The organism is Bifidobacterium crudilactis, from assembly GCF_000738005.1.
GTDB classification, from domain to species: domain Bacteria; phylum Actinomycetota; class Actinomycetes; order Actinomycetales; family Bifidobacteriaceae; genus Bombiscardovia; species Bombiscardovia crudilactis.
Window position 1 is genome coordinate 1,678,736 of sequence record NZ_JHAL01000002.1, and the last position, 25,364, is coordinate 1,704,099.

Genomic DNA, 25,364 nt, shown 5'->3' on the forward strand with positions numbered 1-25,364 from the left:
GATGGGCTTTGCAAATACTAATTCACAAAGAACTCCGGCGTACGCATGGCGACTTCTGCGACACCCGAGCTGGATAGGGCCGCGCCTGATGGGCTGGCTGCTGCCGATACTGATGGCGACGTTCGGAGGCGCATTGCGCTTCATACGCTTGGGATCGCCGCATTCCGTGGTGTTCGACGAAACGTATTACGTCAAGGACGCCTGGACCATGCTGATGACCGGAGAGGCCAGAAACTGGCCCAAAACACTCGGTCCGGCGAATATCCCGATAGATACGTTGTTCGCTCAAGGCGACACCGACCGTTGGCTTTCCACAGCCGAATACGTGGTCCATCCCCCGATAGGCAAATGGATGATAGCCATCGGTCTGAAATTCTTCGGCGGTGCAGACAGCGCTTTCGCATGGCGCTTCTCGACGGCATTGGTCGGCACCATTGCCATTCTCGTGTTGTGCCGTGTTGCGCTGCGGCTGTTCCATAACCTCCCCGTAGCACTGATGGCGGGGTTCCTGCTCTCCATAGACGGTCTGGGCATCACCATGAGCCGGACCGGGCTGTTGGATAACTTCATCATGATTTTCGCGCTATGCGCATTCGCGTGCCTGCTGATACACAGAGACCGCAGCGTAGCCAAACTGCAGGCGGCGTATCGCAGCGACTCGCAAAAACGGTCGGCGAAATTCATACCCGTCACCAGCAAGTGGGGACGACATAAGGGCGGTATGCGATTCGTCCTCAACGAAACCGGGCCCACCATATTCTTCTCATGGTGGCGCGTCGCCGCAGCAGTGCTGCTAGGTCTCGCCACAGGCACGAAATGGTCGGGAATCTACTTTTTCGCGGCTTTCGCCGTACTCTCCGTACTCTGGGACGCTTGGGAGAGACGCAAGGCGGGCTACCGTTCGTGGCTGCTCTCCGGACTATGGAAAGACGGCATCCCCACAGGACTGATGATGCTGCCGATATGGGCTGGCACCTATCTGGCTTCGTGGACCGGCTGGTTCATGCATTCAGACAGCTATCTGCACAGTTGGGCGGCGGAGAATCCTGGCGAAGGCATCACCTGGCTGCCCGAAACATTGCGATCATTCGTCGAATATCATCGACAGATGTGGGACTTCCACACCACATTGGCAACACCCCACAGCTACATGGCGAATCCGCTGACCTGGCCGCTGCAAACCCGCCCGACAAGCTTCTACTGGGAAGAGCTCAACAACCATCCAGGACTGTGCTCCATAGCCCCCGGCTCGAAATGCATCAGTGCGGTCACATCCCTAGGCAACCCCTTGCTGTGGTGGCTGGGCTCGGCTTGCGTGCTGATCGGCATAGTCGTGGCAGCATGGGTACGCCAAGGCGACTGGCGCATCTGGGCTGTGCTCATCGGCTTCATCGGCGGGTGGCTTCCCTGGGCTCAATATCTGCACCGCACCACCTTCACCTTCTACTCGATCGTAATCCTGCCATGGATCGTGCTCGCCATCTGCTATATGGCCGACTGGCTGCGACAGAATGTGAAAACCTCCACGTATCACTGGATAGTCGGTTCCGCCCTGGGAACGCTCGCGTTGGTGTCGCTGTTCTTCTACCCGATATGGACCGCAATGCCCGTGCCATACGAATTCTGGCTGGTACATATGTGGTTTTCTAGCTGGATATAGACCAGCTAGAAAACCACACATGTACCCTCGCGTCTGCAAAGACGCTCACTTCGCCTACGTACAGCCCACCGGGCTGTACGCTTCACGGCTCAGCATATGGTTCCCTAGCTGGATATAGACCAGCCAGAAAACCACACATGTACCCTCGCGTCTGACTTTTCAAAGGTTGCGTTTCGCGTTGCGACGTATGGCAATCGCTACGCTATTCTTACCATCGCTACGAGATTGACTTCGCAGCCTGAGCAATCGTCAAAGCGATTACCTTCGCAGCCTTTGCGGCTGCTCACCTCACCTAGCCAAAGCGCACAGCGCTTCGGCCTTAACGGTTCGGCTACTCACCGAGTCTACGTACAGCACACCGTGCTGTACCATTAACGGCTCAGCACTGCGCTCCACACTTGAATGTCGGTTACCGGCAGCTCGCTTCGTTTGTGTAGGGATTGATGGTGGCACAACAGTTCCATGCAAGTGCCCTTACCGTCGTTCTGCCATTCTGTGAGCGTATAGAGCCGTTCCTACTTTGGAATCCCTACACAAGCGGAGAAGCAACAGGATTTAGTGTGCATTAGGAAGGGAACCTCATACATTTGCTGGTATTGTGGCCTTGCTGTTGGAGTGCGGAAGCACACGAATTCGTTTGATGGGATATTCATATGGGGTTTATCAACTGGCTGCTCGAACTGCTCAAGGACCCGCGTGGTGCGATTGCCGGATGGATATCACTGGGGTTGGTACCCACCTATGCGTTCATTTTCCTGATTATCTTCATCGAAACCGGCGTGGTATTCATGCCTTTCCTCCCAGGAGATTCCTTGTTGTTCGCAGCGGGCGTGTTCGCACACGACCCGAACAGCGGACTGCAGCTCTCGATTCTGCTGCCCGTGGTATGGCTGGCCCCCGTCATCGGCGACCAGTGCAACTACTTCATAGGCCACTTCTTCGGACGACGCATCATCCAGTCCGGCAAAGTCAAAGCCATGACGCCCGAACGCATCGCGAAAACCGAGAAGATGATTGAGAAATGGGGACCAATCGCCGTGTTCCTCGGCCGCTTCTTCCCCTTCATCCGTACTTTCATGCCCTTCATATCAGGCATATCCGGCATGCGCTGGGCCCGGTTCACGCCCTTCAGCGTGCTCGGCGGAGTGATTTGGTCAACGCTGTTCACACTGTTGGGGTACTTCTTCGGCGGCATTCCCGTGGTTCAGAAACATTTTGAGGTCGTTATCATCCTCATTCTGGTTGTTTCCCTGCTACCGACGATCATCGGCCTGCTCAAGGTCAAGTTCGGGCACAACAAGTCCGCCGAAGAAGCCGAGGAAAGCAAGGAACTTCCAAGCTTGGACGAGGTATCCGCCACCACTCCGGCAGATGACGATGCTGCAAAGAACTGAAGGATGACGTCCACCCGAATTGCGAAAGGGCACCCCCTGCGCTAAAGTAGCATCCGTTGTCCTGCCGAGCAAGACAACATCCACTTGGGGCTATAGCTCAGTTGGTAGAGCGCTTCGTTCGCATCGAAGAGGTCGGGAGTTCGACTCTCCCTAGCTCCACGGTTATCAAAGGGCCGGTCCGTCGTGACCGGCCTTTTTTGTTGCCATTTCAGTGTTTTCCCCTTGTGCTTCCATGGTTTCCCGGTTGGTCTGTCTTGACGTGCAATGCCGTGTTTTCGCTTGCTGTTTCCTGTTTGGCGTGGTAATTCATGTGGTAAAAGCAGCATGGTTCACGGGTGCAGGAGGATGTTATGACTCGGAGATTCGGTACGCTTCGGCACAAGAGCAATCGGACGAGCGCGTGGATAGAGGCGAGTTATCTGACGCCCTTCTGGGCTTTTGATAAGTGGCCTGGATTGAGGGAGCGTCAGTATGCCAGCTTCGACATCGAAGACGAGGCCGGTGCACTGGTGTGGCTCAGGGACGCCAAGCTTCGTATCGACGCCCATTCATGGCAGCCTGAAAGGGAGATCCTTCGGGAACAGCAGCGTCGCTCGTTGACCTTCGCGCAATACTTTGAACAATGGCTGGGTCTGCGGCGTACCCGGTCGGGCGACCAACTCCAGGCAGGCACGGTCTACAGGATACGCAAGGACGCGACGAACCATATCCTCCCGTTTTTCGGCAAACGCCGATTGGCCGAGATTACGAGCCGTGATGTGGATCGGTGGTGGGACGGGTTGGATCACTCGCAGCGCAGCATGTGCATCAATGCACTCAAAGTGCTCAAGAGCGTGTTGGCATCCGCCAGCAGTCCCGGACCTGATGGGGAAAGCCCCCTGATTCCCAGGAATCCCTGCACCATCATGACACCATCACAGCGTCGCAACACCGAGACGGTGCCCGCCACGATCGCACAGGTACGCATGATCTACGAGGCCATGCCCGAACGGTATCGCGCGGCGGTGTACATCGCCGTATTCTGCAACGGCCCTCGCATCGGCGAGATCTGCGCGCTCACCAGAAGCAGCATCGATCTGGACCATATGGTGCTTCATATTCGTACGAGCCGCAAGACCATTGGACCGGAGCTTATTGGCAGCACCAAAACCGAGCACAGTGAACGCGATGAGAGCATACCCCCACAATTGAAACCAATGATGGAGACGCTGGTCGACCTTACCGGTCCCGAAGCTGGTGCTTTTATTTTCCCCGGTGTCACTGACAGTTCAGCCCCGTTGCACCCCAACACGCTCAGAGGCTGGTATGACAAGGCCAGAATCCAGGCAGGGCGCAAGGATCTTCGTTTCCATGATTTGCGTCATACGGCGTTGACGTTGCTGGCCCAGCAGGGTGCAACGGTGCGTGAGATCATGGATGCGGCCGGTCATTCGGATCCGCAGACCGCGATGCGGTATCAGCACAGTGTCCAGTCGCGGTCAAGGTACCTCGCCCGCCAGGTAGGCTCGCTCATTCCCGGTGATGATACCGTCGAGTCGCTGCGCTCCCGTATAGAGGATAATGATCAGCGCATACAGGAACTCAGAAAGCAGAACGAACAGCTGTCATCACAACTCTCCACCGCCATGATGCGGCATGAAACGGGCAAACAAGCGAAGAAGCAAGGCTGATTCCTCCCCTGGCTGTCAGATGCCACCCGTCGATCTTCGGCTTTGGCAAAATGCCTGTTGCCGACGGTCTGTCATGGCAGGGACCATTGCGAGGTAGTTGCGGAAGTCTTCGATGACTTGCACGGTGACGTCCAGTTCGCAGGCGATGGCGTAGGTGTCGCCGTCGTATTCGTTCTCGGCGAGGGCGTATTCGCACGGCCGTATGAGCTTGGATGCGGTTTCCATGCGGGTGTGCCGCTCGATCTTCGAGCCCAGGGTTCCCGAACAGGTTTCATCGGCGTGCTCCCAGTGCACGAGTTCGTGTGCCAGGGTGCAGCGTTGCTGGGCGCTGATGAGCCGCTGGTCTATGAGGATGAGCTTCGTTGCTTCATCGTATATTCCGGTGAGATCCCCCGGAAGCAGGGTGTTGACGACGCTCACGTCGAGGTGCTCGGTGTCGTTGATGATCTGCGTGTATGTCCGGTGCAGGAAATCGGGGAGGATGCGCCTGTTATCGTCCATCGCCGCCTGCCGCCTCAGCCCATTTGTTGGGGTCGTGCGATGCCGCGAGCCTGACGTCATGGTTGCCTATCTTGTTGAGCACGTACGCTGTCTTGTCCGCTTCGGACAGTTCGCTGGGCTGCGGCTCCCCAAGGGTGACGGGTCCGCGCTGGTCGCGTTCGATGAACGCTTCGGCGGATTGGATGAGTTCGTGGGGGTAGACGCCGAACACTTCGGCGAGTTGGGCGAGTTGGGTGACCTTGATGTCACGCTCGTTCTTGAGGATGCGGATCAAAGTGCGTTCGGGGACGCCCGAGCGTTCCGCGAGCCGTTTGATCGTCAGCCCCGCAGCCGATCGTTCGGATGCTATGGTCTTCGCTGTAGCTTCGTTCATGTCCATATGGACACTCTATAACACTGAACAGTCATTATCAAGTCCTATATGGGCACTTCCGATATTGACATGCTGCCTGTTTGGGCATTACCATGTCTTTCATGGACAGTTCAAGTTTCGCGACACTCGTCGCGCACCATGTCGCGGCGGTCATCACCCGGTCGGGCGCTTCCGTGCTGCGTGCCTCGCAGCTGACGGGGATCCCTCGGGTGACTTTGATCCGTCGGCTGCGCTTCCCCTCCACGTCACCGTTCGATGTGCATGAGCTGGAGATGCTGGCGCGAGCCTTCCATGTCGACATCGAGACACTGGTGAGCCCCGACGAAGAGACGGACACACCGGTGCCGGACACGCATCATGGGGTTGCGGGAGAAGGGGCCGATCATGAGTAGCGGTGGCGGGTTCGTGCCGAAGTGGGTGAATCTGAGTGAGGCGTCGCTCATGCTGGGCATGGATCGTCGCCAGATCCTCAAGCTCGGCAGGGAGGGTGTGCTGCGCGTATGCCAGCCCTCACGCCAGTATCGGGTATCTACGGACAGCATCGAGCATCTGGACGAACGGCTCGTCGAGGTGCGCAGCACCACGAGGATCCATCGCAGGCGACGCTCATGAGTCTGCGCAGCATGCTGTGGGCGTTGAACGAGGCGCCCACGGGCAAGGACGCGACCGCGAAGGTGATCCTGATCGCCTTGGGTGATTACGCCAATCCCGACGGCACCGGCGCCTACCCCAGCCTGGCGACGCTGTCCCGGATCGCCGAGGTGTCACGCCGCACGGTGCAGTACAAGCTGCGCCTGCTGGAACGGTCCGGAGCGATACGGCACGGCGACCAGCGGCTCGCCTCGTACCTGCCCGGCAATCATCGCCCCACGGTATGGGACCTGAACCTGCGAACAACGAGACACCGGGCGGAGGACACGACCGTTACGGGTGCAGATCCTGCACCCGTGGATGTTCACAGGGATGCAGCAAGCGCTGTCCAGGGGTGCAATCACAGCCCCGTAGACATGCAACACGGTGCGCACGAACCATATAACCCGACCAATAACCCGGGTGAGAAACTTCCCCACCGTCGACGCCGACCCACGATGAGCGGAATCGGCGACTGGCGGCCTGATAGTGCGCACCACGCTCTCGCCACCACCCTTGGTCTGGACTGTGATGCGGAGTTTGCGAAATTCCGTGATCGTTGCCTCTCCTCGGCACAGGTCAGTGCCGACTGGGATGCCAGTTTCCGCAACTGGCTCAGACGCGGCCTTGAACTCAACCTCACGGTCAAGGCCCGCCACCCATCCGGCCATGTTCACACGCACACCTGGAAATGCACGCACGTGCTCGCCTTGCTGCGCAGGGACGAGGAGAACGCCACTCCCGACGGTCTCGCGGTCACCCTGGCCAAACTGTTGAACATGGGCATCACCGGCATCCAGGCACTGCAACGGTTGGGTTTGCCGACCGACGATGACCTGTCCACGCCGTGACGTGTCCGCACGCACGGCGAACACCAAGTGCGTCCCCGCTACCGCGGTTCTCTTTTGCCGGATGAACGCGATAGCAGGGGCCTGTTAGGGCAACCCATAAGGGGCTGCCCCTTAATGATAAGGGAAGAATATGAGGAATTGGAAGAAGGGAGCGACCGTAGCGGCTGCCTTGGTCGCTGCACTTTCCACATCGGTTTCACCGCTTGCCGCGTATGCTGACGGTGGCGGCGGATCAGGTGGCGGCGGCACAGGTTCCGGTGGTAACGGTCAGATCAGTTTCACTTACCAAGACAGTTATGGTGCTCCCACACTAGGGAATGTGGATATAGCGTTGGCCGCGATGGGATTGACTTCCTATAACGACGCTTCACATCCTGCGGATGCGTCAGCGAATACAGCGTTGAATAGTGCGGTCAGTGAATGCCAGTCTCGTTATGCTACCAAGCATAACGGTGACACGAATGCCGGTTGCAGATTGGTGAGCGTTGGTGCGGTTTCCACTGACGGAAAGTACACCGGCAGCACAGGCGGCTTCACTACATCGCAATGGGCTTCTGCCTGGAATGCCGAGACACAGGGTAAAAGCTACTCACATGAAGGCGTGGCCTATCAGACCACCACACCATTCTCCGATGGTGTGACCACCATCAATGCTCTGGTGGCACGCGAGGCCGCGAAGACACCAGGAATCATTGTCATCGTCCTTTCCAGCGACGAACCACCGGTTGCATACAAGCTTTCCGTGTCCACCAAGCAGGCGTCTGCCGCCTCGATGAAGGTGGGTTCCACCGCTGCCGTGCATGACGTGATCACCACGTCTAATGGTGGTTCCTCGCTGAGCGAGAACCTTACGGCGAAGGTCATCATGCACTATGACGGGCAGAGGAACGGGTACGTGGCCGCGAGAAGCGTGACGAAGAGCATGGCCATCAGTAATGATGGTTCGAAGAACTCGCCCGATTTCACGCCTTCCGACTTTGGCGTGTCGCATTGGCAGGAAGGCACGTACTGGTTTGACGTGCAGGTTGCCAGGCAGGGGAAGATGCAGGCTGCCGTGGATACCACGGATCGTGAGGCTGCCGAATCGTTCCCCGTGGCTGCGGTGCCTCCCGTGAAGCCTTCGAAGAGCATCGAGGACGGCACGTCCGCCGACCGGATGGTGAACCGCACGACGATCACGACCGGTACCGGTCGCGGCGGCTACGAGATGACCATCCAGGACAAGATCACGCCTAATGGCGTGAACTATTCCATCGACAACTGCAAGCTGGTGGATACCACGAGTGGTGCCGACGTTTCCGGCGATTTCACGATCACCTGGGATAAGAGCGCGAACACGGTGACCGCCGCGCGTACGGCGTCCAGGGGCGAGATGCCGTTGGACCGCACCTATGCGTTCAGCTTCGATGTGACGGTTGCCAAGCCTGACTTCTCCAAGGTCGATGATGTGGCTTCGGTCAAGTGGAATCAGGAGCCGAGCGTGAACACGGATGACAAGTCGTTCCCGACCTGGCGTCCCAACCCCGACAAGTCCTGGATCAAATACGTGGATGGCAAGTGGCAGGCCGTGATCGACCCGTCCAGAAGCAACCAGACCGGTGCCGACACCGAGACCTTCCTTGACGGCGATACGGTCGGTTCCGTGGTCAACGGCACGGTTGCCGCGAACCTGATCCAGGCTCCTACGAAGTTGACTCTGACGGATGATTGGGCGAAGGCTGACTACATCTTCGATGCGGCCGACGCCTCGAAAATTCGAGTTTATGCGGCTGACGCGAGCAGTGAGAAGCAGTCCAGTGTCGCGGACATCGCCAACACGGGCACGGACGTGACCGACCAGTTCACCATCACCGTGAACGGTACGACTGCCACTGCAACAGCTAAGGCAGATTACCTTGCTTCGTTGAAGGGTCTGGCGAAGGCTCAGCAGATTACCCTGCTGATCCCAGGAACCATCAATTTCGCCAATGGCGGGGGTGCCAAGCAGGTGCGCTCCGACTTCGGCAAGAACGCCGGCGACGAGCTGACGTTCTGCACCAATCCACCCAGCGATGAATCGCCAGTGACGTATTCCTCGCTATCGACTGGTACCGCTGGCGCGGGTTTGACGAATGCAGGTTCCGAAACGGTGAACACGCAGACCGAGGATACGAACGAGCCTGAGATCTGCTGCTATGTGCCACCGGTCACGAAGGATGTGCTTGCCGAGTCCTCACAGGGCGGCGACCAGTCCAGCGTGGACGGCAAGACCGTGTTCCCCGGCCAGAAGGTCGAATACAAGCTTGAGACCACGCCGAAACTTCCCGCGAACCTCGCCTATCAGGTGACGAACGTGGGTGTGACGGACAGTTACGACCAGTATCTGAACGTGGACAAGCAGACCTTGGAGGTCACCGACCTGAACACGGGCAATATCATCCCCAAGAGCCAGTACACCGGCACCTGGGACGGCACCGCGCACACGGTTCGCATCGCATTCTCCGACGCCTGGGTGAAGGCCAACTGGAAGGCCGGCTCGAATCCTCGTATCATCGTGCGCTTCGAGGGCACGGTCTCCAAGGATGCTCCGGCGAACATGAAGGTGGACAACCAGTGGAAGTTGACGCTGAACAACAGCATCACTCCGTCGAACATCGTGGAGAACACGCCTCCCGACGACAATCCATCCAAGCAGGACACGCAGAAGGATGCGAAGATCAACATCGACGGCAAGACCGCCGTGCTGGGCGACCGGATCTACTATCGGGTCAACCTCGATGCCTCGAAGCTGGATAACACCGCGTATGTGGTGCAGCGTCTGGGCATGGTCGATGATTATGACCAGGAGTATTTGAAGCTCGACACGACGGCGATCCAGGTGCTTGACGCCCAGGGCAGTGACGTGACCGGCAAGTTCAACATCCAGGAGAAGGATGGTGTGCTGTACGCCTTCTTCAAGACGGTGGACACGACCATTCCCGCCACGGGCGAGACCGTGCTGGGCGACCCGCAGTCGTCGGACCTGAAGGCGTATTCGACCGAGAAGCTGGATCCGCTCGCCTCTCCCGCCATCGACCAGAAGGTGCTTGGACAGACCTACCAGATCGTGCTGCCGATGACGGTGAAGGCCGTCAAGGACGGTTACACGGTGAAGAACACTGCGATCCAGGTCACCAACAACGAGCAGAAGCTCACCAACACCGTAAGCAACCCGTTGAAAGAGATCAACCCCTCCAAGGATGTGACGGTCAACGTGGGAGGCGCTTCGGCCGACGGTCAGAGCATCTACCTGAACCACCTGTTCCTCTACCAGTTGGACAGCTCTACGCTGCATACGAATCGTGCGTACAAGGAGATCACTGATTGGAGGATCACGGATGACTACGACCAGTCGCACGACCGGTACACCGGCCAGTGGGCGGTGTACGCCACCAAGGATGTGGTCGAATACCAGGACGGCAAGGCCGTGACTTTGGCCGAGAAGGGCGGTCGCATCGCCGGCAGTGGCGTGGACTCCACGAAGTTCGGTGGAGACCTGTTCACCGCATCCGATAAGGACGGTGTACTCACGGTGACCGTCACGGCTCGATACCTCGCCATCGCCTCGTCCAACGACACCAGTGAGCAGGGGTGGCGTGCCTACGTGCAGATGGAACGTATCAAGACCGGTGACGTGAAGAACCAGTTTGTTGAAACGCTCAACGGCCAGGACAGGCCGTCGAACGTGGTGGTCACCCATACTCCTGATCAGACGCCTTCCATCAGCATCGAGAAATACGATGCGAAGAGCGGCATGAAGGCCGGGGATCGCAATACGCCAAGCGATGCCTTGAATGTGACGGGTGACACCGAGATCGTGTTCCATATCACCAACACCGGCAAGGCCAGTCTCTCGAAGATCGACTTGAAGGACGCGACCATCACAGGTTCCGGCACGGTCGTGGACTTCACGTATCCGGCCAACTGGAACACGCTCGTGTTGAAGCCCGGAGCGTCGGTGGACGTCACCGGCACGTTGAAGGGCATCAGGAGCAACGACCATCACACGGATCGTGCGAAGGTCACCGCGCAGCCGATCATCGACTGCCCGGTCATCGACACCGACCCATTCGACGGCAAGAACCCAACGGCCGACCCGGACAAGGTGTGCTATGACACTGCGATCAGCGCGAAGGACGATTGGAACGGCTACGTCAAGGCCGCCGCGTCCAAGTCCCTGGCGAAGACCGGTGCCGACATGCTCTGGGTGGTTGTGGCCGTGATCCTGTTCGCCGGCGCAGGCGCGGGAATCATCGTCTCCCGCCGCCGCATGGCTGATACCGGCAAGCATGAGGATCCTCGTAACGCCCGGTGATCAGGCGCTTGCCTCGCCTGATGCTCTGTCGGGCGAGGCATCCCATCCTCAATCCTCAACAATTTCCTGTGAAAGGAGACGAAACATGGTGTGGATCGTTATCGCCGTGGGAATCTCATTCATGCTGCTCATGGTCCTCTCGCTATGCAGGGCTGCTGCCCTGGGAGACCGGCAGCTTGACGCCATAGCCGCAAGGCAACATCATCGCACTTCCTCCCACGCGGAGGACTGACGGATTCCCCATCCGTCATTACGAAGGCTGGCGCATCGTTACAGCCGGCCATATTTTGCCCTGTCTGCTTTCCCCAGTGGGCGGGGCATCCTTCATCTTCAAGAATTAGGACAAGCAGAGAATCGAGGATCTCATGGATACCAGTGATGGGCACGGCGCACATGCGGCCGTCGTCGCCATCGTGTCGGTTCTGGCCGTCCCGGTGCTGATCCTGATGCCTCTGCTGATGGTCTCGCTGCTTATGGGCGGTGGTATGACGCAGACCGGCGATTCGGTATCCAACGTGCCGGACCAGTATTTGGCCGATGTGCGCAAGGCGGGGAGTGTCTGCCAGACGGTCACCGCCCCTGTGATCGCGGCGCAGATCGAGACCGAAAGCAACTGGAATCCCGGTGCGGGCAGTCCCGCCGGGGCCAGGGGCATCGCCCAGTTCATGCCCGCGACCTGGGCGTCCGTCGGCAAGGACGGCGACGGTGACGGCAAGGCGGACATCCTCAACGCGCATGACGCGATATGGACCCAGGGCAACTACATGTGCGGCCTGGCCGCGCAGATCGACGGCATGAAGGCCAAGGGCCTGTTCTCCGGCGACACCCTGCAACTCGCCCTGGCGGCCTATAACGCGGGGATCGGTGCCGTGCAGCGGGCCAAGGGCATACCCGCCTTCCAGGAGACGCAGGCGTATGTGCAGAAGATCCTCGCGCTGATGGCGAAGTACACCGATACGTCTGGCGCGACCGGCGATGCGGGAGGTGCGGCCGCCGGCCAGTTGAAGCCGGCGCTGAGCATGAAAGCCGACGGACGGCACGTCAACATCGCCTCTATGGGCATCACCGACACGTATTACGGCGGGCCGAGCGGCTACCCGCCCAGGCAGTGCACCTGGTGGGTGGCGAACCGTCGCGCCAGCATCGGCCGGCCCGTGGATGCGCATATGGGCAACGGCGGCTTCTGGATCAGCAGGGCGCGCGCCCTGGGGTATTCGACCGGCCGTTCGCCGAAGCTCGGTGCGGCGATGTCGATAGCGCCCGGGGTGTTCGGCTCGTCGGGCATCTACGGGCATGTGGCGCTGGTCGAGCAGATCAACGCTGACGGCGGCATCGTGGTGTCCGAATCGGGGTCGTCCATGAGCGCCCCCCAATTGCGGACCTTCACCGCGCAGCAACTCCAGGCCGCCTCGTCCAGCGTCTGGTTCATCTACTAAAGGAGCTTCGATGAAACACGCCACCACTCGCACCGCCACGGCACTCACCCTGCTGCTCGCCCTGTCGGGATGCGGGTTCACGCAACCCTCGGCCAGTCCCTCAACGGCCACGGCCTCTCCCAAGGGGGTGGCGGCGCCGACGGTGGTGCCCGCACCGGCAGGCCTGACCATCCCCGGCGGCAAGGCGAAATGGCTGAGCATCCTTCCGGATCCGAACGCCACGGCATGGGATGATTCGACGGCCGTGGCCAGGGACTACACGATAGCCGTCCACACCTGGGACGCCACGCGGGACCTGACCGACGCGTATGCCGGACAGCGGGCCGCGCTGTGGGGTACGCGCCAACTGCAAGAGGAGCAGGCCGCATACGACGCCGACCAGGCCAAGGGGCAGGCGTACTTCAACCAGGAGGCGATCCACCGCTCCTGGACCAGCACCGCGATCACCTCGACGGGCCGTGACGGGGTGCCCTCCACATCCGACCAGGATGCCATCACCGTCAACTGGACGATGACCCCGCACCGGCGGGACAACACTAGGGCGCAGGCCCTGAGCGGCACCGATGACGTGCTGCTGTACAGGACCGCCGAGGGCCGCTGGCAGGTGCAAGGCTCCTCGACCAGACAGGACGTGCAATGAGCACGCCAACCCAACAGGCCACCCCGGTGACGGTGAGCATCGACGAGCGGGAAGGCGATCTGTGCATCAACGGCACGCACTCCCCGCTCGACGCCCCCGGCATGGACGCGCAGCGCGAGCAGGCGGTGTCGAGACTGCGCCTGCTCGCCAGGCTGCAACGCACCGCGTTCACGGTGACCATCAGCGGCAGCGGTGACACCACCATGCTGGACATCGACCGGCAGGGCGTCGTCACCGACACCACCCCGGTCGAAGAGACGCCAGCGGACACTGCCATCCAGGAAACGGCACCAGACGACGATACCGATGATCTTCTCGACGCCATAGCCGACACGGCGGCCCCCACCGGCGCGGATGCACCGGCGGTGAGGCCCGAGGCCGCGACACGACGGTTCGGCCGACGCCGGGTCATCGTGGCCTTCATCGCCGCCGGCACGCTGCTGCTCACGGCTGCGGGCGTCTTGGCCTCCCGCTGGTATGTCTCCGGCAGGCACGATGCGGCATTCACCTCGTGCCAGAGAGCGTCCAAGGATCTCGCCGCCTCCCGGAATGCGTTGCGACGGAGCCTCACGGACAGTGCAGCAGCCTCACGCATCGACACGGGCCAGGTCAGGGACCCGGCCACCGTAACCGCACTGCGCCAGGCGCGCAGCCAGGCGGATCTCGGCGGAGCCCCCGAGTGTGCCACGCGGATGGACACCGCACAACTCACCGCTTTGGCAGGCAAGCTCACCGCACTGGCCGCCACGGCCGACGGCCGGACATCGGCGATCGGTGTGGCTGTCGATGCGGTGGTGGCGTCGCGTGATGCGAAGGCGTTGGCGGATGCGAAGACGTCGCTTGCAAATGCGGTGAAGGCGGCCCAGGGCACGCTTGATTCGTCGCATGGCAAGGTCGCGGACAACGCGACGCGTGTGAAGTTGCAGCAGGCCATCGACGCGGCGAACAAGGTACTTGACGACAAGGGCGTGAAGACTGCGAAGCGGTACCAGGATGCGCAATCGTCGCTTGCCGGTCCGGTCAAGGGCGTGAACGACAGCGTGGCCGCTAAGGCTGCGGCCGACAAGACTGCGGCTGATAAAGCGGCCGCCGACGCGGCTGCCGCACAGGCGCAGGCCCCTTCTTCGTCCGGATCCTCAAGTTCGTCCCCGTCGAAGCGTCGTTCCCAGACATCGGGATCCGGGTCCTCGTCCTCGGGTTCCTCGACGCGTCGCGGAACCTCCGGCTCCACGGGATCGGGTTCCTCCGGTTCGTCGGGCGGGGCACCTTCATGGAGCGTGCCCGGAGCGGGCAGTGATGAAGGCAACATCGGCGGCTCGGATCCGGGACTGTGAACGGCGCGACGGATCCACCCAGTGAAAGGAGGTGAAGCGGTGTAGAGGCATACGGCCGACAGCCGGCCGCCACGGCGGCACACGACACCATACGGACAGCAGCAATCAATCAGCAAGGAGCATCATCATGCAGGTAACACAGACCATCACGGATCATGTGATCCATTGGACGGCGCAGACCGAGGCACAGACCGGGGTGCGTATTCTCGCCCTCCAGAATCCCGCGCCGCAGGCCCCTCCGGGAAGCGAGAAGTTCATGACGCTGATCGGCCTGGGCAAGTGGATCGCCCTGATCATCTGCGTGTTCGCCATCATCCTGGGCGCGGCCCTGTGGGCCATCCACGCCAGGCGTGGCGAGGACAGCGACGGCATCAACAAGGTGGGCATCGCCCTGATCGCGGTCATCATCATCTCGTTCGCCGCGAGTGTCGTCGGCTGGCTGGGGGGCTTCTAAATGAGACGGCATACCATCACGGCGCTGCTGCTGCTCGCCCCGCTCGCCCTGACCTCCGGGTGCGGCTGGGGAGGGCAGCCGGCGGCATCTTCCACCGGATCGTCATCCACCGTGTCACCGTCCTCGACGTCGACGGGTGCCACGAGCGTGCAGCCCAGCGTCTGCGGTCTGCCGGGTTCCGGCGACTCCACCACCCTCACTACGACACCGCATGTGGATGAATGGCGTTACGAGAACCAGACCCTGTGGCCGTACCCGTATGCGAAGAGCTACGGTCCCGGCGTCGTCAAGGACGATGGCATGCGCAGCTGCTTCTCCCATGACCCGCAGGGCGCGTTGTTCGCGGCGGCCAACATCGCGGCCATGACCACGGACCAGAACCTCATGAGCGACCCGGAGCATGCGATCAGCCTGTTCGGGAAAGGCTCGCAGTATGACCGTATGGCCGCGAAGATCCGCCAGCTCGGATCCTTCCCGGTCGGCAGCGCCTCAGATTCGCGTGGCACGCCGGCAGGCTTCCGGATTCTGGACTTCACGGACAGCGAGGCGACCGTGGACCTGGGATTCGTGGGCACGTCGGCCGGCCAGTCCGTGGATCTGAGCATCGTCTACCATCTCGTCTGGTCCGACGGGGACTGGAAGCTGCGCTGTGAGAAGGACATCCCCATCACGTCGGCCGTGATCCCCTCGTTCACCGGCTACACGGAGTGGAAGGTGAGCGGCTGATGGATTGGCTCGATCAGATCGGCGAGGTCGCCTCCGCCATCAACCCGTTGAACATCGCCGGCACGGCGATCGGGAAACTCGTCAGCGGCATCTTCAGCATCATCGCCGGCCTGGTCAGCGACGCGGTCGGCGGCGCGGTCAGCTCGTTCGCCACGCTGTGGATGAAGGTGCCCACGCCGACCATATCCGGCGGCGATACGAAGGCCGTGAACCCCAGCGACACCGCCGGCATCATGCAGGCGGTGGGATACGTGAAGTGGATCAGCCTGGTCATGGCGGTGTTCGCCATCATCCTGCTCGCCGCCCGCTGGGCCATGAAGGCGAGGAGGGGCGATGGTGAGAACGCGTTCGGACGGCTCGGCGTGATCCTCGCCGCCGTCATCGGCATCTGCACGGCGACCGCCCTGGTCACTATGGTGTTGCAGACCGGGCCGAGCAGGGTCGGCGGCGTGGTCGGCAAGTTGCAGGCGCACCTGTGGTTCTACATGCTGGTGGCGGCCGCCATCAGCGTCATGGTCGGCATGGTCCGGCTCATGATGGCCAGGGACACGCAGCCGGCCGATGACACGTTGAAATCGCTGGTGCGGCTCATCGTGGTGGCCGGTGCCGGCACCACCCTGGTGCAACTGGCCCTGAACGCCGGCGACGCGTTCTCCACATGGCTGCTCAACGAGGCAACCGACCACGACTTCAACGCGGCGATCACCAAGGATCTGCAGATCAGCGGCCTGATGCCCGGAGGGGCGCTGCTCATCATCATCCTGGGCCTGCTGTCCCTGATCGCCTGCCTGGTGCAGATCGCGCTGATGATCCTGCGCTCGGGGTTGCTGGTCGTGCTGGTCGGGATCCTGCCGCTCGCTTCGGCCAACACCAACACGGAATGGGGCATGAACTGGTATCACAAGAGCCTGGGATGGCTCGTGGCGTTCGTCCTGTACAAGCCGGTAGCGTCGATCATCTACGCGACCTGCTTCTGGATGATCAGCGGCGGCGCATTCGGCGACCAGTCGGGCACCATCGCCGGGCCGATGGTGGGGTTCGTGTTCATGGTCTGCTCGATAGTGGCCCTTCCCGCATTGATGAAGTTCGCCGTGCCCGCCGTCAGTGCGATGGGTTCCGGTTCGGGGGGCGGCGGTGCAGCCGCGGCAGCCCCGACCGGGGCGATGATGCTCGCCCGCGGCTCCGCGTCCTCCGGATCCTCCTCCTCGTCGCCAGCCCCGGCATCCGGCGCGACGTCCGCGCCTTCGGGTGCGTCGACGGCCGGCGGATCCTCCTCCGGTGCGGCCACTGGCGGTGCCGCTTCCACTGGTGCAGGCGCCGCTTCCGGTGCGGCCGCTGGCGCCGGCGCTGCGGCGGGCCCCGTCGGCGCGGGCGTCTCCGCTGCTGCGGGTGCCGTCAAGAAGGCCAAGGGTGCCATCGAATCGGAGGCCGGCGGCGAAACGGGGGGATCCTCCCCGTCCGGTGCCGCTCCCGCACCTTCCGGCGGGACTTCCCAGGCCCCGGCGGGCGCGGCCACACCATCGGGCAGCGCGGCCCAGCCGGCCGCCCCGGCGGCCGCACCCCAGGCGTCCGGTGCCGCCAGCGTGCCCGACAGGACCACGGGAGGTGACCAGGCATGAGCGCACACGACAATCCCATCCACAAGCCACGCACCTACGGCAACTGGATCGAACCCAGGACGCCGGGCATCATCCCCGGACTCGGCCTGCTCGGCAGCGCCCTGGTGTTCGCCGGCATCTTCCTCGCCCTGCCGTTCATGATGCTCAACCTGTATGTGCCGGCGATCACGATATTCCTGCTGACCTGCGTGTTCGCGTATCTGATCAGCAGGAAGGACGTGCACGGCAAGAGCATCGCCACGAAGATCATCGTCAAATGCGGCTGGTGGATGGCCACATGGAAAAGAGAGCACATGTTCAGAGGTGGAATACTCGGATACGGACCCGAAGGGTCCATGATCCTTCCCGGCCTGCTGGCCAGGACCCAACTGCTGCACGCCACGTCGGCCAACGGCGATTTCGGCGTGATCCACTGCCCCAGGCAGCACACCTACACGCTGGTGATCCGCACCTCGCCGAACGGCGAGGATCTCGTCGATCCCGGGCAGATGGACCGGTGGGTGGCCGAATGGGCGCAAAGCAAGGCCGACATGGCCGACGAGCAGGGCCTGTTGCAGTACACGGTCACCGTGGAGACCTCCCCGGCGAACCCCCTGCAACTGCGCCAGGAGGTCACCGGCCAAGCGGACGTGAACGAACCCGATTTCGCGGCGTCGGTCATGACCAGCATCGTGGACACCTACCCGCAGGGATCCAGCCAGGCGAACGCATACGTGGCGTACACCTATTCCGACCGCAGGGCCGGCGGACGCCGGCGCGGCAGGGACGTCATGCTCACGGAGCTGTCCTCGCGACTGCCCTACCTGATCCACAAGCTCCAGGCGACCGGGGCGGGGGCGTGCACACCGATGGGACCGGCGGAACTGTGCCGCTACGTGCGCATCGCCTACGATCCCGAACAGGCCCAGCAGTTCGACCTCGCCGACATGCAGGGCATCGACGTGGATCTCGCCTGGAGAAACTGCGGGCCGATGGCCACCCAGGCGTCCTGGGACTCCTACCGGCACGACAGCGGCGTCTCCGAGACCTGGGAAATGACCATGACCCCCAAGGGCGTGGTCCAGGCCACCATCCTCAAACGGCTCCTGTCCGCACGGCAGGACCTCATGCGCAAACGCGTCACCTGGATATTCCGACCCATCCCGGCGGAGAGGAAGCCGGACATCGTGGACCGTGACGTCAACCAGGCCGACTACGCGATCAACAGCGCCAAGAAGGCGAAGGCGCGCGACCGGCGTCGCGCCAGGGCCGTCAACCAGACCGCCGAGGAGGAATCCAGCGGGGCCGGCCTGGAGAACTTCTCATGCCTGGTCACCGTCACCCTGAACGGTCACGCCCAGGGCGAGGACCGGGCCGACGTGGCCTCGGCGATAGAGAACCTGGGGGCCACGGCCAGGCTGCGACTGCGACCGGTGTACGGCTCGCAGGACTCCGCGTTCGCCGCCGCCCTGCCCCTGGGCCTGTCGCTCAGGCAGTACCAGGCGGTGCCGGCCAAATATTCGGACATGCTCTAAGGAGGGCATCATGGCAGACATGCACGCACCCGCACGGTTCAAGGGATTCAAGGGGCCGGCAGGCGGATGGAGCACGGTGGTGCAGGCCCCCAACGAGTGGAGGGCCAGCACCGCGCAGTCATGCGGCCTGTGGCCCTTCTCCGTCGGGGCGGGCACGCCCATGATCGGCGTGCCGATGGGACAGCAGCTGTTCACCGGCTCGACGCTGTGCTGCGATCCGATCAACTGGTTCATGCGCGCCCATCTGATCTCCAACCCCTCGGCGTTCGTCCTGGGCAAGCCGGGACTGGGCAAATCGACCGTGATCCGCCGCTGGGCCGTGGGCTACGCCCACCAGGGCGTCATCACCATGTTCCTGGGCGACGTCAAGAGCGAGCACGTGCCCATCATCAAGGCGCTCGGCGGCCAGGTCATCACCCTGGGACCCGGCATCGGCTCCATCAACGTGCTCGACCCCGGCGGGGCGCTGCACGCGCTGGACAGTCTGACCGGCACGCTGCGCGAGGAGCTGCACAACGCGATCCACACGCGACGGCGCAACATGCTGCGCGCCCTGATCACCATCAGCCGCGGCACCAGCCCCACCCAGCGCGAGGGCACCATCATGGACCGTGCGCTGCGCGTGCTGGACGACCGGTTCGCCACCCGCTCGCCGCTCATGAGCGACCTGCTCGGCATCATCCGCGAAGCCCCCCAGGAGGTGCGCGCCGTGGCGTTGGACCGTGGCGACGACGCCAGATACCGGAACATCACCGAGAACCTGGAATCCTCGCTCATCGACCTGTCCGGCAGCGGCGACATGGGCGACATGTTCTCCAACCACACCAGCGTGCAGATCGACCCGACACGACCCGTGGTGTTCGACATCCACGCCATCAACGAGGTGGACCAGAGCCTGCGCGCGGCCGCGCTCATGGCCTGCTGGGACGCCGGGTTCGCGGCCGTGGACGCGAACCACTACCTCGCCAGGCAAGGCGTGGCCCCGCTGCGCCACTATTTCCTGGTGCTCGACGAGCTGTGGAGCGCGCTGCGCTCCGGGTCGGGCATGGTGGACCGCGTGGACCAGGTAACCAGGCTCAACCGCACCTTCGGCGTCGGCCAGGCACTGATCACCCACACCATGAGCGACCTCGAATCCCTGGCCGAGCCACAGGACCGGATGAAGGCCAAGGGCTTCGTGGAACGCTCCGGCATGGTGCTGTGCGGCGGCCTTCCCGAAGGTGAGCTGCCCTTGCTGAACCAGGCGATCAGCGTGTCCCGCGTGGAGATGGACCTTCTGAAATCATGGAGCGACCCGGGCGCCTGGGACGAACGCTCAGGCGTCGAGTCCGATCCTCCCGGGCGTGGCAAGTTCCTCGTCAAGGTCGGCGGCCGTCCCGGCATCCCCTTCCACCTGAAGCTCACCGGCCAGGAACTCGACCCGAACGACACCAACCTGCTGTGGCACGCGCCACGGCGAACGAACGGCCGGGAGGCGGAACATGGCATCGAATAACCGCAGATCGCAGCCACAGGCGTGCAGCGACACCACAATCCTCATAGTGGGCGGCATCGGCGTCGCGGCGGCCGCCGCCTGGACCATCTGGGTGGCATGGCATCTGGGCATGCTGATACAAGACCGCCACATGCCGCACGTGGGCATGGGCACGCTCCTGTCGGGCCTGTTCCACGGGACCATCGCCTGGCCGGGCGTCGCCGGATGGATCATGGTCGCCGTGCAGATCGCGGTGTACACCGCCCTGATCGCCCTGTTCCTGATGATCCGGGCAGCACACACAGGCGGCCGTACCCGCATCGACGACAAGGCCAGGTATCTCGGCCGTGGCAGGGACATCGCCAGCCTCACCGGGAAACAGGTCGCCCGGGTCGCCAAGCGCCTCGGCGTGACCGGCGATACGGTGGGCCTGACGCTCGGCCGGCACATCCCCTCCGGCAAGACCCTGTACATGACCTGGGAGGACACGCTGCTCACGGTCGCCGGCCCCAGGACCGGCAAGACCACCTGCCTGGTCATCCCCTCCATACTCGACGCCCCCGGCGCGGTGGTCGCCACGTCGAACAAACCCGACGTGATCCAGGCGATCCGCGCGCCACGATCCGTGAAGGGCACGGTATGGGCGTTCGACCCGCAGCATATCAGCGACGAGGCGCGCACCTGGTGGTGGAATCCCCTCAGCTACGTCACCGACGACACGAAGGCCTTGCAGATGGCCGGATACTTCGCGGCCGCCACCACCGACCCCAATGCGAAGAGGGACGCGTTCTTCGACACGGCGGCCGAAAGCCTGCTCTCCTACCTGCTGCTCGCCTGCGCGCTCTCCGACCAGCCGATCACCCAGGTATGGCATTGGCTGACCAACACCAACGACACCAGTCCCGTCGACATCCTGCGCCAGGGCGGCTATCCGCTGCTCGCCGACAGCCTGGAAGCCGTCATCGAATACCCCGACAAGCAGAAACAAGGCGTCTACGGCTCCGCACAGAACCTCTGCCGCGTGCTCACCAGCCCCACGATCACCGCCTTGGTGACCGACACCGGCGAAGGACTGCCCTGCCTGGACGTGCAGGACTTCGTCGGATCGAACGACACCCTGTGCCTCATGAGCCGCGAGGGCGTGGGAACGGCCGGTGCGCTCACCCTCGCGATCACGGCCGCCGTCGCCGAGGCCGGCGAGGAACGCGCACGGCGCGAGGGCGGCCGGCTGCACGTCCCCCTGGTCATGGTGCTCGACGAGGCGGCCAACATCTGCCGGTGGCGCGAACTGCCCGACCTGTACTCGCACTACGGCAGCCGTGGCATCATCATCCTCACCTTCCTGCAATCCTGGTCCCAGGGCGAGCAGGCATGGGGGGACAAGGGCATGGAGAAGATGTACAGCGCGGCCAACATGGCCGTCTACATCGGCGGCGTCAAGGAGGAACCGTTCCTCAGATCCATGAGCGGCCTGCTCGGCGAATACGAGTACGTGTCCCGCCAGGTCGGCTACAGCCGTGGCGAGGGCAGCTCGACCATGAGCATCACCCGCGACCACATCCTCGACATCGACGACCTCGCCGCCCTGCCCAGGGGCCGCGCACTGCTCATGTCGTCGGGCAACCGCCCCGTCCTCATGAGGACCATACCCTGGATGGACAGGCCCGACGCCAAGGAAGTCATCGAACAGCAGGAGAAGGAGCGGCAGCATGGGCTTGGGTGAGGAGACGGCCAACCTGCTCGACGCGGCGTTCGAAGGGCCAGAACCCCAGGAGGAGACGCCCGAAGCGCCAGAGGCGCGGCTCGTGTACGCCAACGTGTACGAATTCGTCTCCCAATGGCTCCGGTTCATGTACCGGCGCAACGTGAACGGCAAATCCGCGTACTGGAACGCCACCTGGTGGAACAGCCAGGAAGCCGAATCACGGCTCACGGAACTCTGGCGCACCTGGGAATACTACCGGCAGGACCCCATCGGCATGGCCTTCTGGTGGCGGGACTTCTGCGACCCGACCATGAGCATCCTCCTCAGCGAGGACGGCCCCTTCAAAGCGACCTGGGACGAGGACCGCGACCGCAGCAACGGGAAGGAACCCCTGGCCTGCGCGCCAGCACCCGAAGGCATGTTCAGGGACGAACGCGCCGACGGGAGGATGCCACCAACCAAACTCACCGGGACAGACCCTGTTGACGCACGTTCCCGCGCCCTTTCCTGACACCCCGGGCTTTGGACGCCGTCTTGCCTCCCTTCCTCGCGGCGGCGTTCCTGCCGGCCACCGGCGCCTGGCTGGCGGACTGGCCGTGCGACACCTCGACCAGCATCCGCCCCTGTATCTCATCCTCGCCAACACCCTCGGCGCGCATCCGGTCGGCCTCACCCTGGATCCGGTCGGCACTGTCGAAGACCATGCCTGCATCGTCCTGGGCCTGCCCGCGCTCGTTCTCGTCACGTTCGCGCAGCACCGCGTCGCCAGGCTTGTCGGATTGTTCGGTGTCAAGCGTCGATTCCAGCTCGTCCACGCGCGCCATGCTCTGCCCGGCCTCGTCACGCCGCTGCTCCGCCTGACCGTCACGGAGGGCCGCCGTCACGTTGAGTGAGTCGCTTTTGCTGATCGCGTCGATGATCGACGCCCTGTCGGGATGATCCGCGATCCTCACCCCGTAGCGTTCGAGCACATCCTGCTCGATCCTCTGGCGTGCCGCCTCCATCCGTTCGTCCCGGCCCTTCCAGGTGTCAGTGATCTGCACCAGGTCCGCGATCCGTTCCGGTGATGCCTGGTCGATCCAGCCTTCGGGCGTCGCGGCCTCGACCTCGCTTAGGCTTGAAGCGCGCAGCGCCTCGATCCTCTGGGTGATCTCCCGGCTGTCCCTGCCGTCACTGTCTGCGGCCTGCTCGTCATGTTGACTCCGCATGGCACTCATGGCCTCCAGTGCGATGCCAGCCAGCGTCGCCGTACTGCGAACCGGTGCCGTGGACCCCTGGACGATCTCCGCATCCGAGGTGCCGTTCTCCATCATGTCCATGATCGTGTCCTTTCCTATGCTGTGTCTCAGCGTCCGTGTGACTGTTCCCGGTCGGTTCCTGACTGTTGCGGACGTGGGTTGGTCCTGATGCCGGTAAGCGCGCCGGCCGCCACCGAGGTTTCCGGGTGCGTGATGCGCACGAGGTCCTGCAACTGCGCCTCGCTGAACGTGCCCTTGCCGGTGCGGGCGGCGGACGCATGGGGTTCGACCTGCTGCTGCGCCTGGGGCTGGGATGTCTGGTCGGGGATGGGCAAGCCGCTCGCTATGACACTCAATTCGCCGAGCAGGGCGTCCTTGGTGATGCGCGCATGATAGGCGTCGCCCCTGGCTTGCATGGCCTGTTGGATCGCCAGGACCGTGGAGAACAACTGCCGGTACATGATGGCCTGCGCCATGACAGGGTTGCCGTTCGATTGCAGCGTGGACAACGCCAGTGCGGCGTGCATCATGACGGTCCTCGGCACCCTGGCGGGCGTTTGCTCCGGCCGGTAGGTCTGCGCGCTCCTGGATATCTGCCGCGCCGCCTCCGCGATGGGTCCGGGCGTCGCCTCGACCGCCCTGGACCAGGACGCGAACGCCCCAGCCGTGCTCCTGGCGACCTGCGACCAGGTATCACGGTCGTTGGGGTCGATGCTCGTCAGGGCGCGGTTCATTCGCGCGATGTCATCGGCCACACGCTGCGGGGTGAGTGGCACCTCTCCAGGTTGTGGGTGAGCCACACGCCTGCCCTTGAACGCGGCCATCCACTCGTCACCGGCCTCACTGGCTGCGGTGAAGGAATCGGCGGTCCACGTCTCGCGCAGCCGGGGCAGCCTCAGATCGCGGGCGAGCGTGCCTCCCCCATACCAGACTGGACGCTCACCGTACAGAGGTTTCAAGGCGACCGAATAGCCGGTGACCACATCGTTCCCGCCCTGCGCGAACCGTGGCCTGACCAGGATGCCCTGACCGCGCAGGCGACGCACAAAACCCGCCTCGTCACGTGAGGTCTGGGCGGCGGCACGGATCCGATTGGCCAGATCATGGCGCGGCTGGTCGGCAGTCAGCTGCATCGCCGTCAACCGTTGGCGCTCCTGCACGGGCAGCGCACCCCAGGATGTCTCCGGGGATTCGGCGTGCAGCTTCGCACGGGCTCGACGGCGCGCCTGCGCCTCACGCTCCCCCGGCTGCCATCCCCTGGTGGCGCTCTTCGTCTTGTCGATACCGAGTTCCTCCAGGCCGTGTTCGCGTTCGAGCTGACGGCACACGTCCTGCGCCTTCTGGTAGTCGTGCCACACCCATGCCTTCGTGCCGTCGGAACGAATCTGGTTCAACGCGATGTGGATGTGGTCGTTGCCCTCCCCATGCTCACCCGAACGTCCGTGACGGATCGCGGCCCAACGGCACACACCCTTCGTGCCGTCCGCGTCACCGAATCCCATACGCTCCACGAACTCGTGGGCGATGGCCTGCCATTCCGTATCGGACAGCACACCATCCTCCCGGCTGATAGCCAGGGAGCAATGCCACACGTTCCCGCCACGCATCCGCTCACCGAACCGGCGTGACGCATTATCCAAATACGAGCCAAGCTCGCTCACTGTGGACGCGTCCAGTTCGACACCGGTGAAGGACAGCTCGCTCCAATCGTCGCCGGCGACGACATGCTGATCCACATGCTCGTTATGCCGGCCACTGCCGGCCAGATACCGGATCAATCCCTGCATGCGACTGCCGCGCGTGATGTTCGGG

General features: G+C 63.0%; 22 protein-coding genes and 1 tRNA gene. 19 read left to right on the top strand and 4 right to left on the bottom strand.

Translation table 11 applies throughout. From position 1 onward, the window contains the following. Positions 1-88 precede the first annotated feature (88 nt). The 4 genes from DB51_RS09090 to DB51_RS09105 all read left to right on the top strand — a co-directional run bounded on the left by DB51_RS09090 (position 89) and on the right by DB51_RS09105 (position 4,724). Entirely contained in the window at positions 89-1,660 is a 1,572-nt protein-coding gene (locus tag DB51_RS09090) for a dolichyl-phosphate-mannose--protein mannosyltransferase (RefSeq protein WP_432762351.1), read from the top strand. Positions 1,661-2,313: 653 nt separating this feature from the next. Next, complete coding sequence (locus tag DB51_RS09095) at positions 2,314-3,054, top strand: DedA family protein (protein ID WP_084674672.1); 741 nt, start codon at positions 2,314-2,316, stop codon at positions 3,052-3,054. Positions 3,055-3,140: 86 nt separating this feature from the next. After that, a tRNA-Ala gene (locus tag DB51_RS09100) sits at positions 3,141-3,213 on the top strand. 191 nt (positions 3,214-3,404) lie between these two features. Further along, a complete protein-coding gene (locus tag DB51_RS09105; protein WP_034253361.1) occupies positions 3,405-4,724 on the top strand; it encodes a tyrosine-type recombinase/integrase in 1,320 nt (439 codons plus the stop codon). Positions 4,725-4,739: 15 nt separating this feature from the next. Here the strand turns inward: DB51_RS09105 and DB51_RS09110 are convergent, their stop codons facing one another. Further along, the gene (locus DB51_RS09110; protein WP_051867423.1) at positions 4,740-5,225 is read right to left on the bottom strand and encodes an ImmA/IrrE family metallo-endopeptidase; all 486 of its coding nucleotides are present in this window, start codon (positions 5,223-5,225) and stop codon (positions 4,740-4,742) included. Beyond that, entirely contained in the window at positions 5,215-5,598 is a 384-nt protein-coding gene (locus DB51_RS09115; protein WP_162174641.1) for a helix-turn-helix transcriptional regulator, read from the bottom strand. The genes DB51_RS09110 and DB51_RS09115 overlap by 11 nt, the downstream gene beginning before the upstream one ends. A 101-nt stretch (positions 5,599-5,699) precedes the next feature. On the opposite strand from DB51_RS09115, the gene DB51_RS09120 reads away from it, so the two are divergent. The 15 genes from DB51_RS09120 to DB51_RS09880 all read left to right on the top strand — a co-directional run bounded on the left by DB51_RS09120 (position 5,700) and on the right by DB51_RS09880 (position 22,825). Next, positions 5,700-5,990: a hypothetical protein gene (locus tag DB51_RS09120; RefSeq protein WP_156958302.1), complete on the top strand. Its 291-nt coding sequence runs from the start codon at positions 5,700-5,702 to the stop codon at positions 5,988-5,990. Next, a complete protein-coding gene (locus DB51_RS10250; protein ID WP_034253369.1) occupies positions 5,983-6,210 on the top strand; it encodes a hypothetical protein in 228 nt (75 codons plus the stop codon). Before DB51_RS09120 ends, DB51_RS10250 begins: the two co-directional genes overlap by 8 nt. Beyond that, on the top strand, positions 6,207-7,079 hold the full coding sequence (locus tag DB51_RS09860) for a helix-turn-helix domain-containing protein (protein WP_051867424.1): 873 nt from the start codon (positions 6,207-6,209) through the stop codon (positions 7,077-7,079). The genes DB51_RS10250 and DB51_RS09860 overlap by 4 nt, the downstream gene beginning before the upstream one ends. Positions 7,080-7,209: 130 nt before the next feature. Beyond that, the gene (locus DB51_RS09140; protein WP_051867425.1) at positions 7,210-11,412 is read left to right on the top strand and encodes an LPXTG cell wall anchor domain-containing protein; all 4,203 of its coding nucleotides are present in this window, start codon (positions 7,210-7,212) and stop codon (positions 11,410-11,412) included. A gap of 85 nt (positions 11,413-11,497) precedes the next feature. Then, a complete protein-coding gene (locus DB51_RS10255; protein ID WP_156958303.1) occupies positions 11,498-11,644 on the top strand; it encodes a hypothetical protein in 147 nt (48 codons plus the stop codon). Between the two features lie 133 nt (positions 11,645-11,777). Then, entirely contained in the window at positions 11,778-12,848 is a 1,071-nt protein-coding gene (locus DB51_RS09865) for a lytic transglycosylase domain-containing protein (RefSeq protein WP_051867426.1), read from the top strand. Positions 12,849-12,858: 10 nt separating this feature from the next. Next, a complete protein-coding gene (locus DB51_RS09150) occupies positions 12,859-13,488 on the top strand; it encodes a hypothetical protein (RefSeq protein ID WP_034253370.1) in 630 nt (209 codons plus the stop codon). Continuing rightward, complete coding sequence (locus DB51_RS09870; RefSeq protein WP_051867427.1) at positions 13,485-14,822, top strand: hypothetical protein; 1,338 nt, start codon at positions 13,485-13,487, stop codon at positions 14,820-14,822. Before DB51_RS09150 ends, DB51_RS09870 begins: the two co-directional genes overlap by 4 nt. 127 nt (positions 14,823-14,949) lie before the next feature. Further along, positions 14,950-15,276 carry a hypothetical protein gene (locus DB51_RS09160; protein WP_051867428.1) on the top strand — a complete coding sequence of 109 codons (327 nt, stop codon included), beginning with the start codon at positions 14,950-14,952 and terminating at the stop codon, positions 15,274-15,276. Then, complete coding sequence (locus tag DB51_RS09875; RefSeq protein WP_051867429.1) at positions 15,277-16,002, top strand: DUF8175 domain-containg protein; 726 nt, start codon at positions 15,277-15,279, stop codon at positions 16,000-16,002. It begins immediately after the preceding gene. Next, a complete protein-coding gene (locus DB51_RS09170) occupies positions 16,002-17,621 on the top strand; it encodes a TrbL/VirB6 family protein (protein ID WP_051867430.1) in 1,620 nt (539 codons plus the stop codon). The genes DB51_RS09875 and DB51_RS09170 overlap by 1 nt, the downstream gene beginning before the upstream one ends. Beyond that, on the top strand, positions 17,618-19,135 hold the full coding sequence (locus tag DB51_RS09175; RefSeq protein ID WP_051867431.1) for an SCO6880 family protein: 1,518 nt from the start codon (positions 17,618-17,620) through the stop codon (positions 19,133-19,135). The genes DB51_RS09170 and DB51_RS09175 overlap by 4 nt, the downstream gene beginning before the upstream one ends. 10 nt (positions 19,136-19,145) lie before the next feature. After that, positions 19,146-20,630, top strand: coding sequence for an ATPase (locus DB51_RS09180; protein WP_202962003.1), 1,485 nt, complete (start codon positions 19,146-19,148; stop codon positions 20,628-20,630). After that, on the top strand, positions 20,617-22,332 hold the full coding sequence (locus tag DB51_RS09185; RefSeq protein ID WP_034253371.1) for a type IV secretory system conjugative DNA transfer family protein: 1,716 nt from the start codon (positions 20,617-20,619) through the stop codon (positions 22,330-22,332). The genes DB51_RS09180 and DB51_RS09185 overlap by 14 nt, the downstream gene beginning before the upstream one ends. Next, complete coding sequence (locus DB51_RS09880; RefSeq protein ID WP_051867432.1) at positions 22,319-22,825, top strand: DUF4913 domain-containing protein; 507 nt, start codon at positions 22,319-22,321, stop codon at positions 22,823-22,825. Before DB51_RS09185 ends, DB51_RS09880 begins: the two co-directional genes overlap by 14 nt. Here the strand turns inward: DB51_RS09880 and DB51_RS09195 are convergent. Both DB51_RS09195 and DB51_RS09200 read right to left on the bottom strand, forming a co-directional pair. Further along, complete coding sequence (locus DB51_RS09195) at positions 22,779-23,633, bottom strand: hypothetical protein (RefSeq protein ID WP_034253373.1); 855 nt, start codon at positions 23,631-23,633, stop codon at positions 22,779-22,781. The genes DB51_RS09880 and DB51_RS09195 overlap by 47 nt on opposite strands. A gap of 26 nt (positions 23,634-23,659) precedes the next feature. Continuing rightward, complete coding sequence (locus tag DB51_RS09200; protein WP_162174642.1) at positions 23,660-25,339, bottom strand: relaxase/mobilization nuclease domain-containing protein; 1,680 nt, start codon at positions 25,337-25,339, stop codon at positions 23,660-23,662. Positions 25,340-25,364 lie beyond the last annotated feature (25 nt).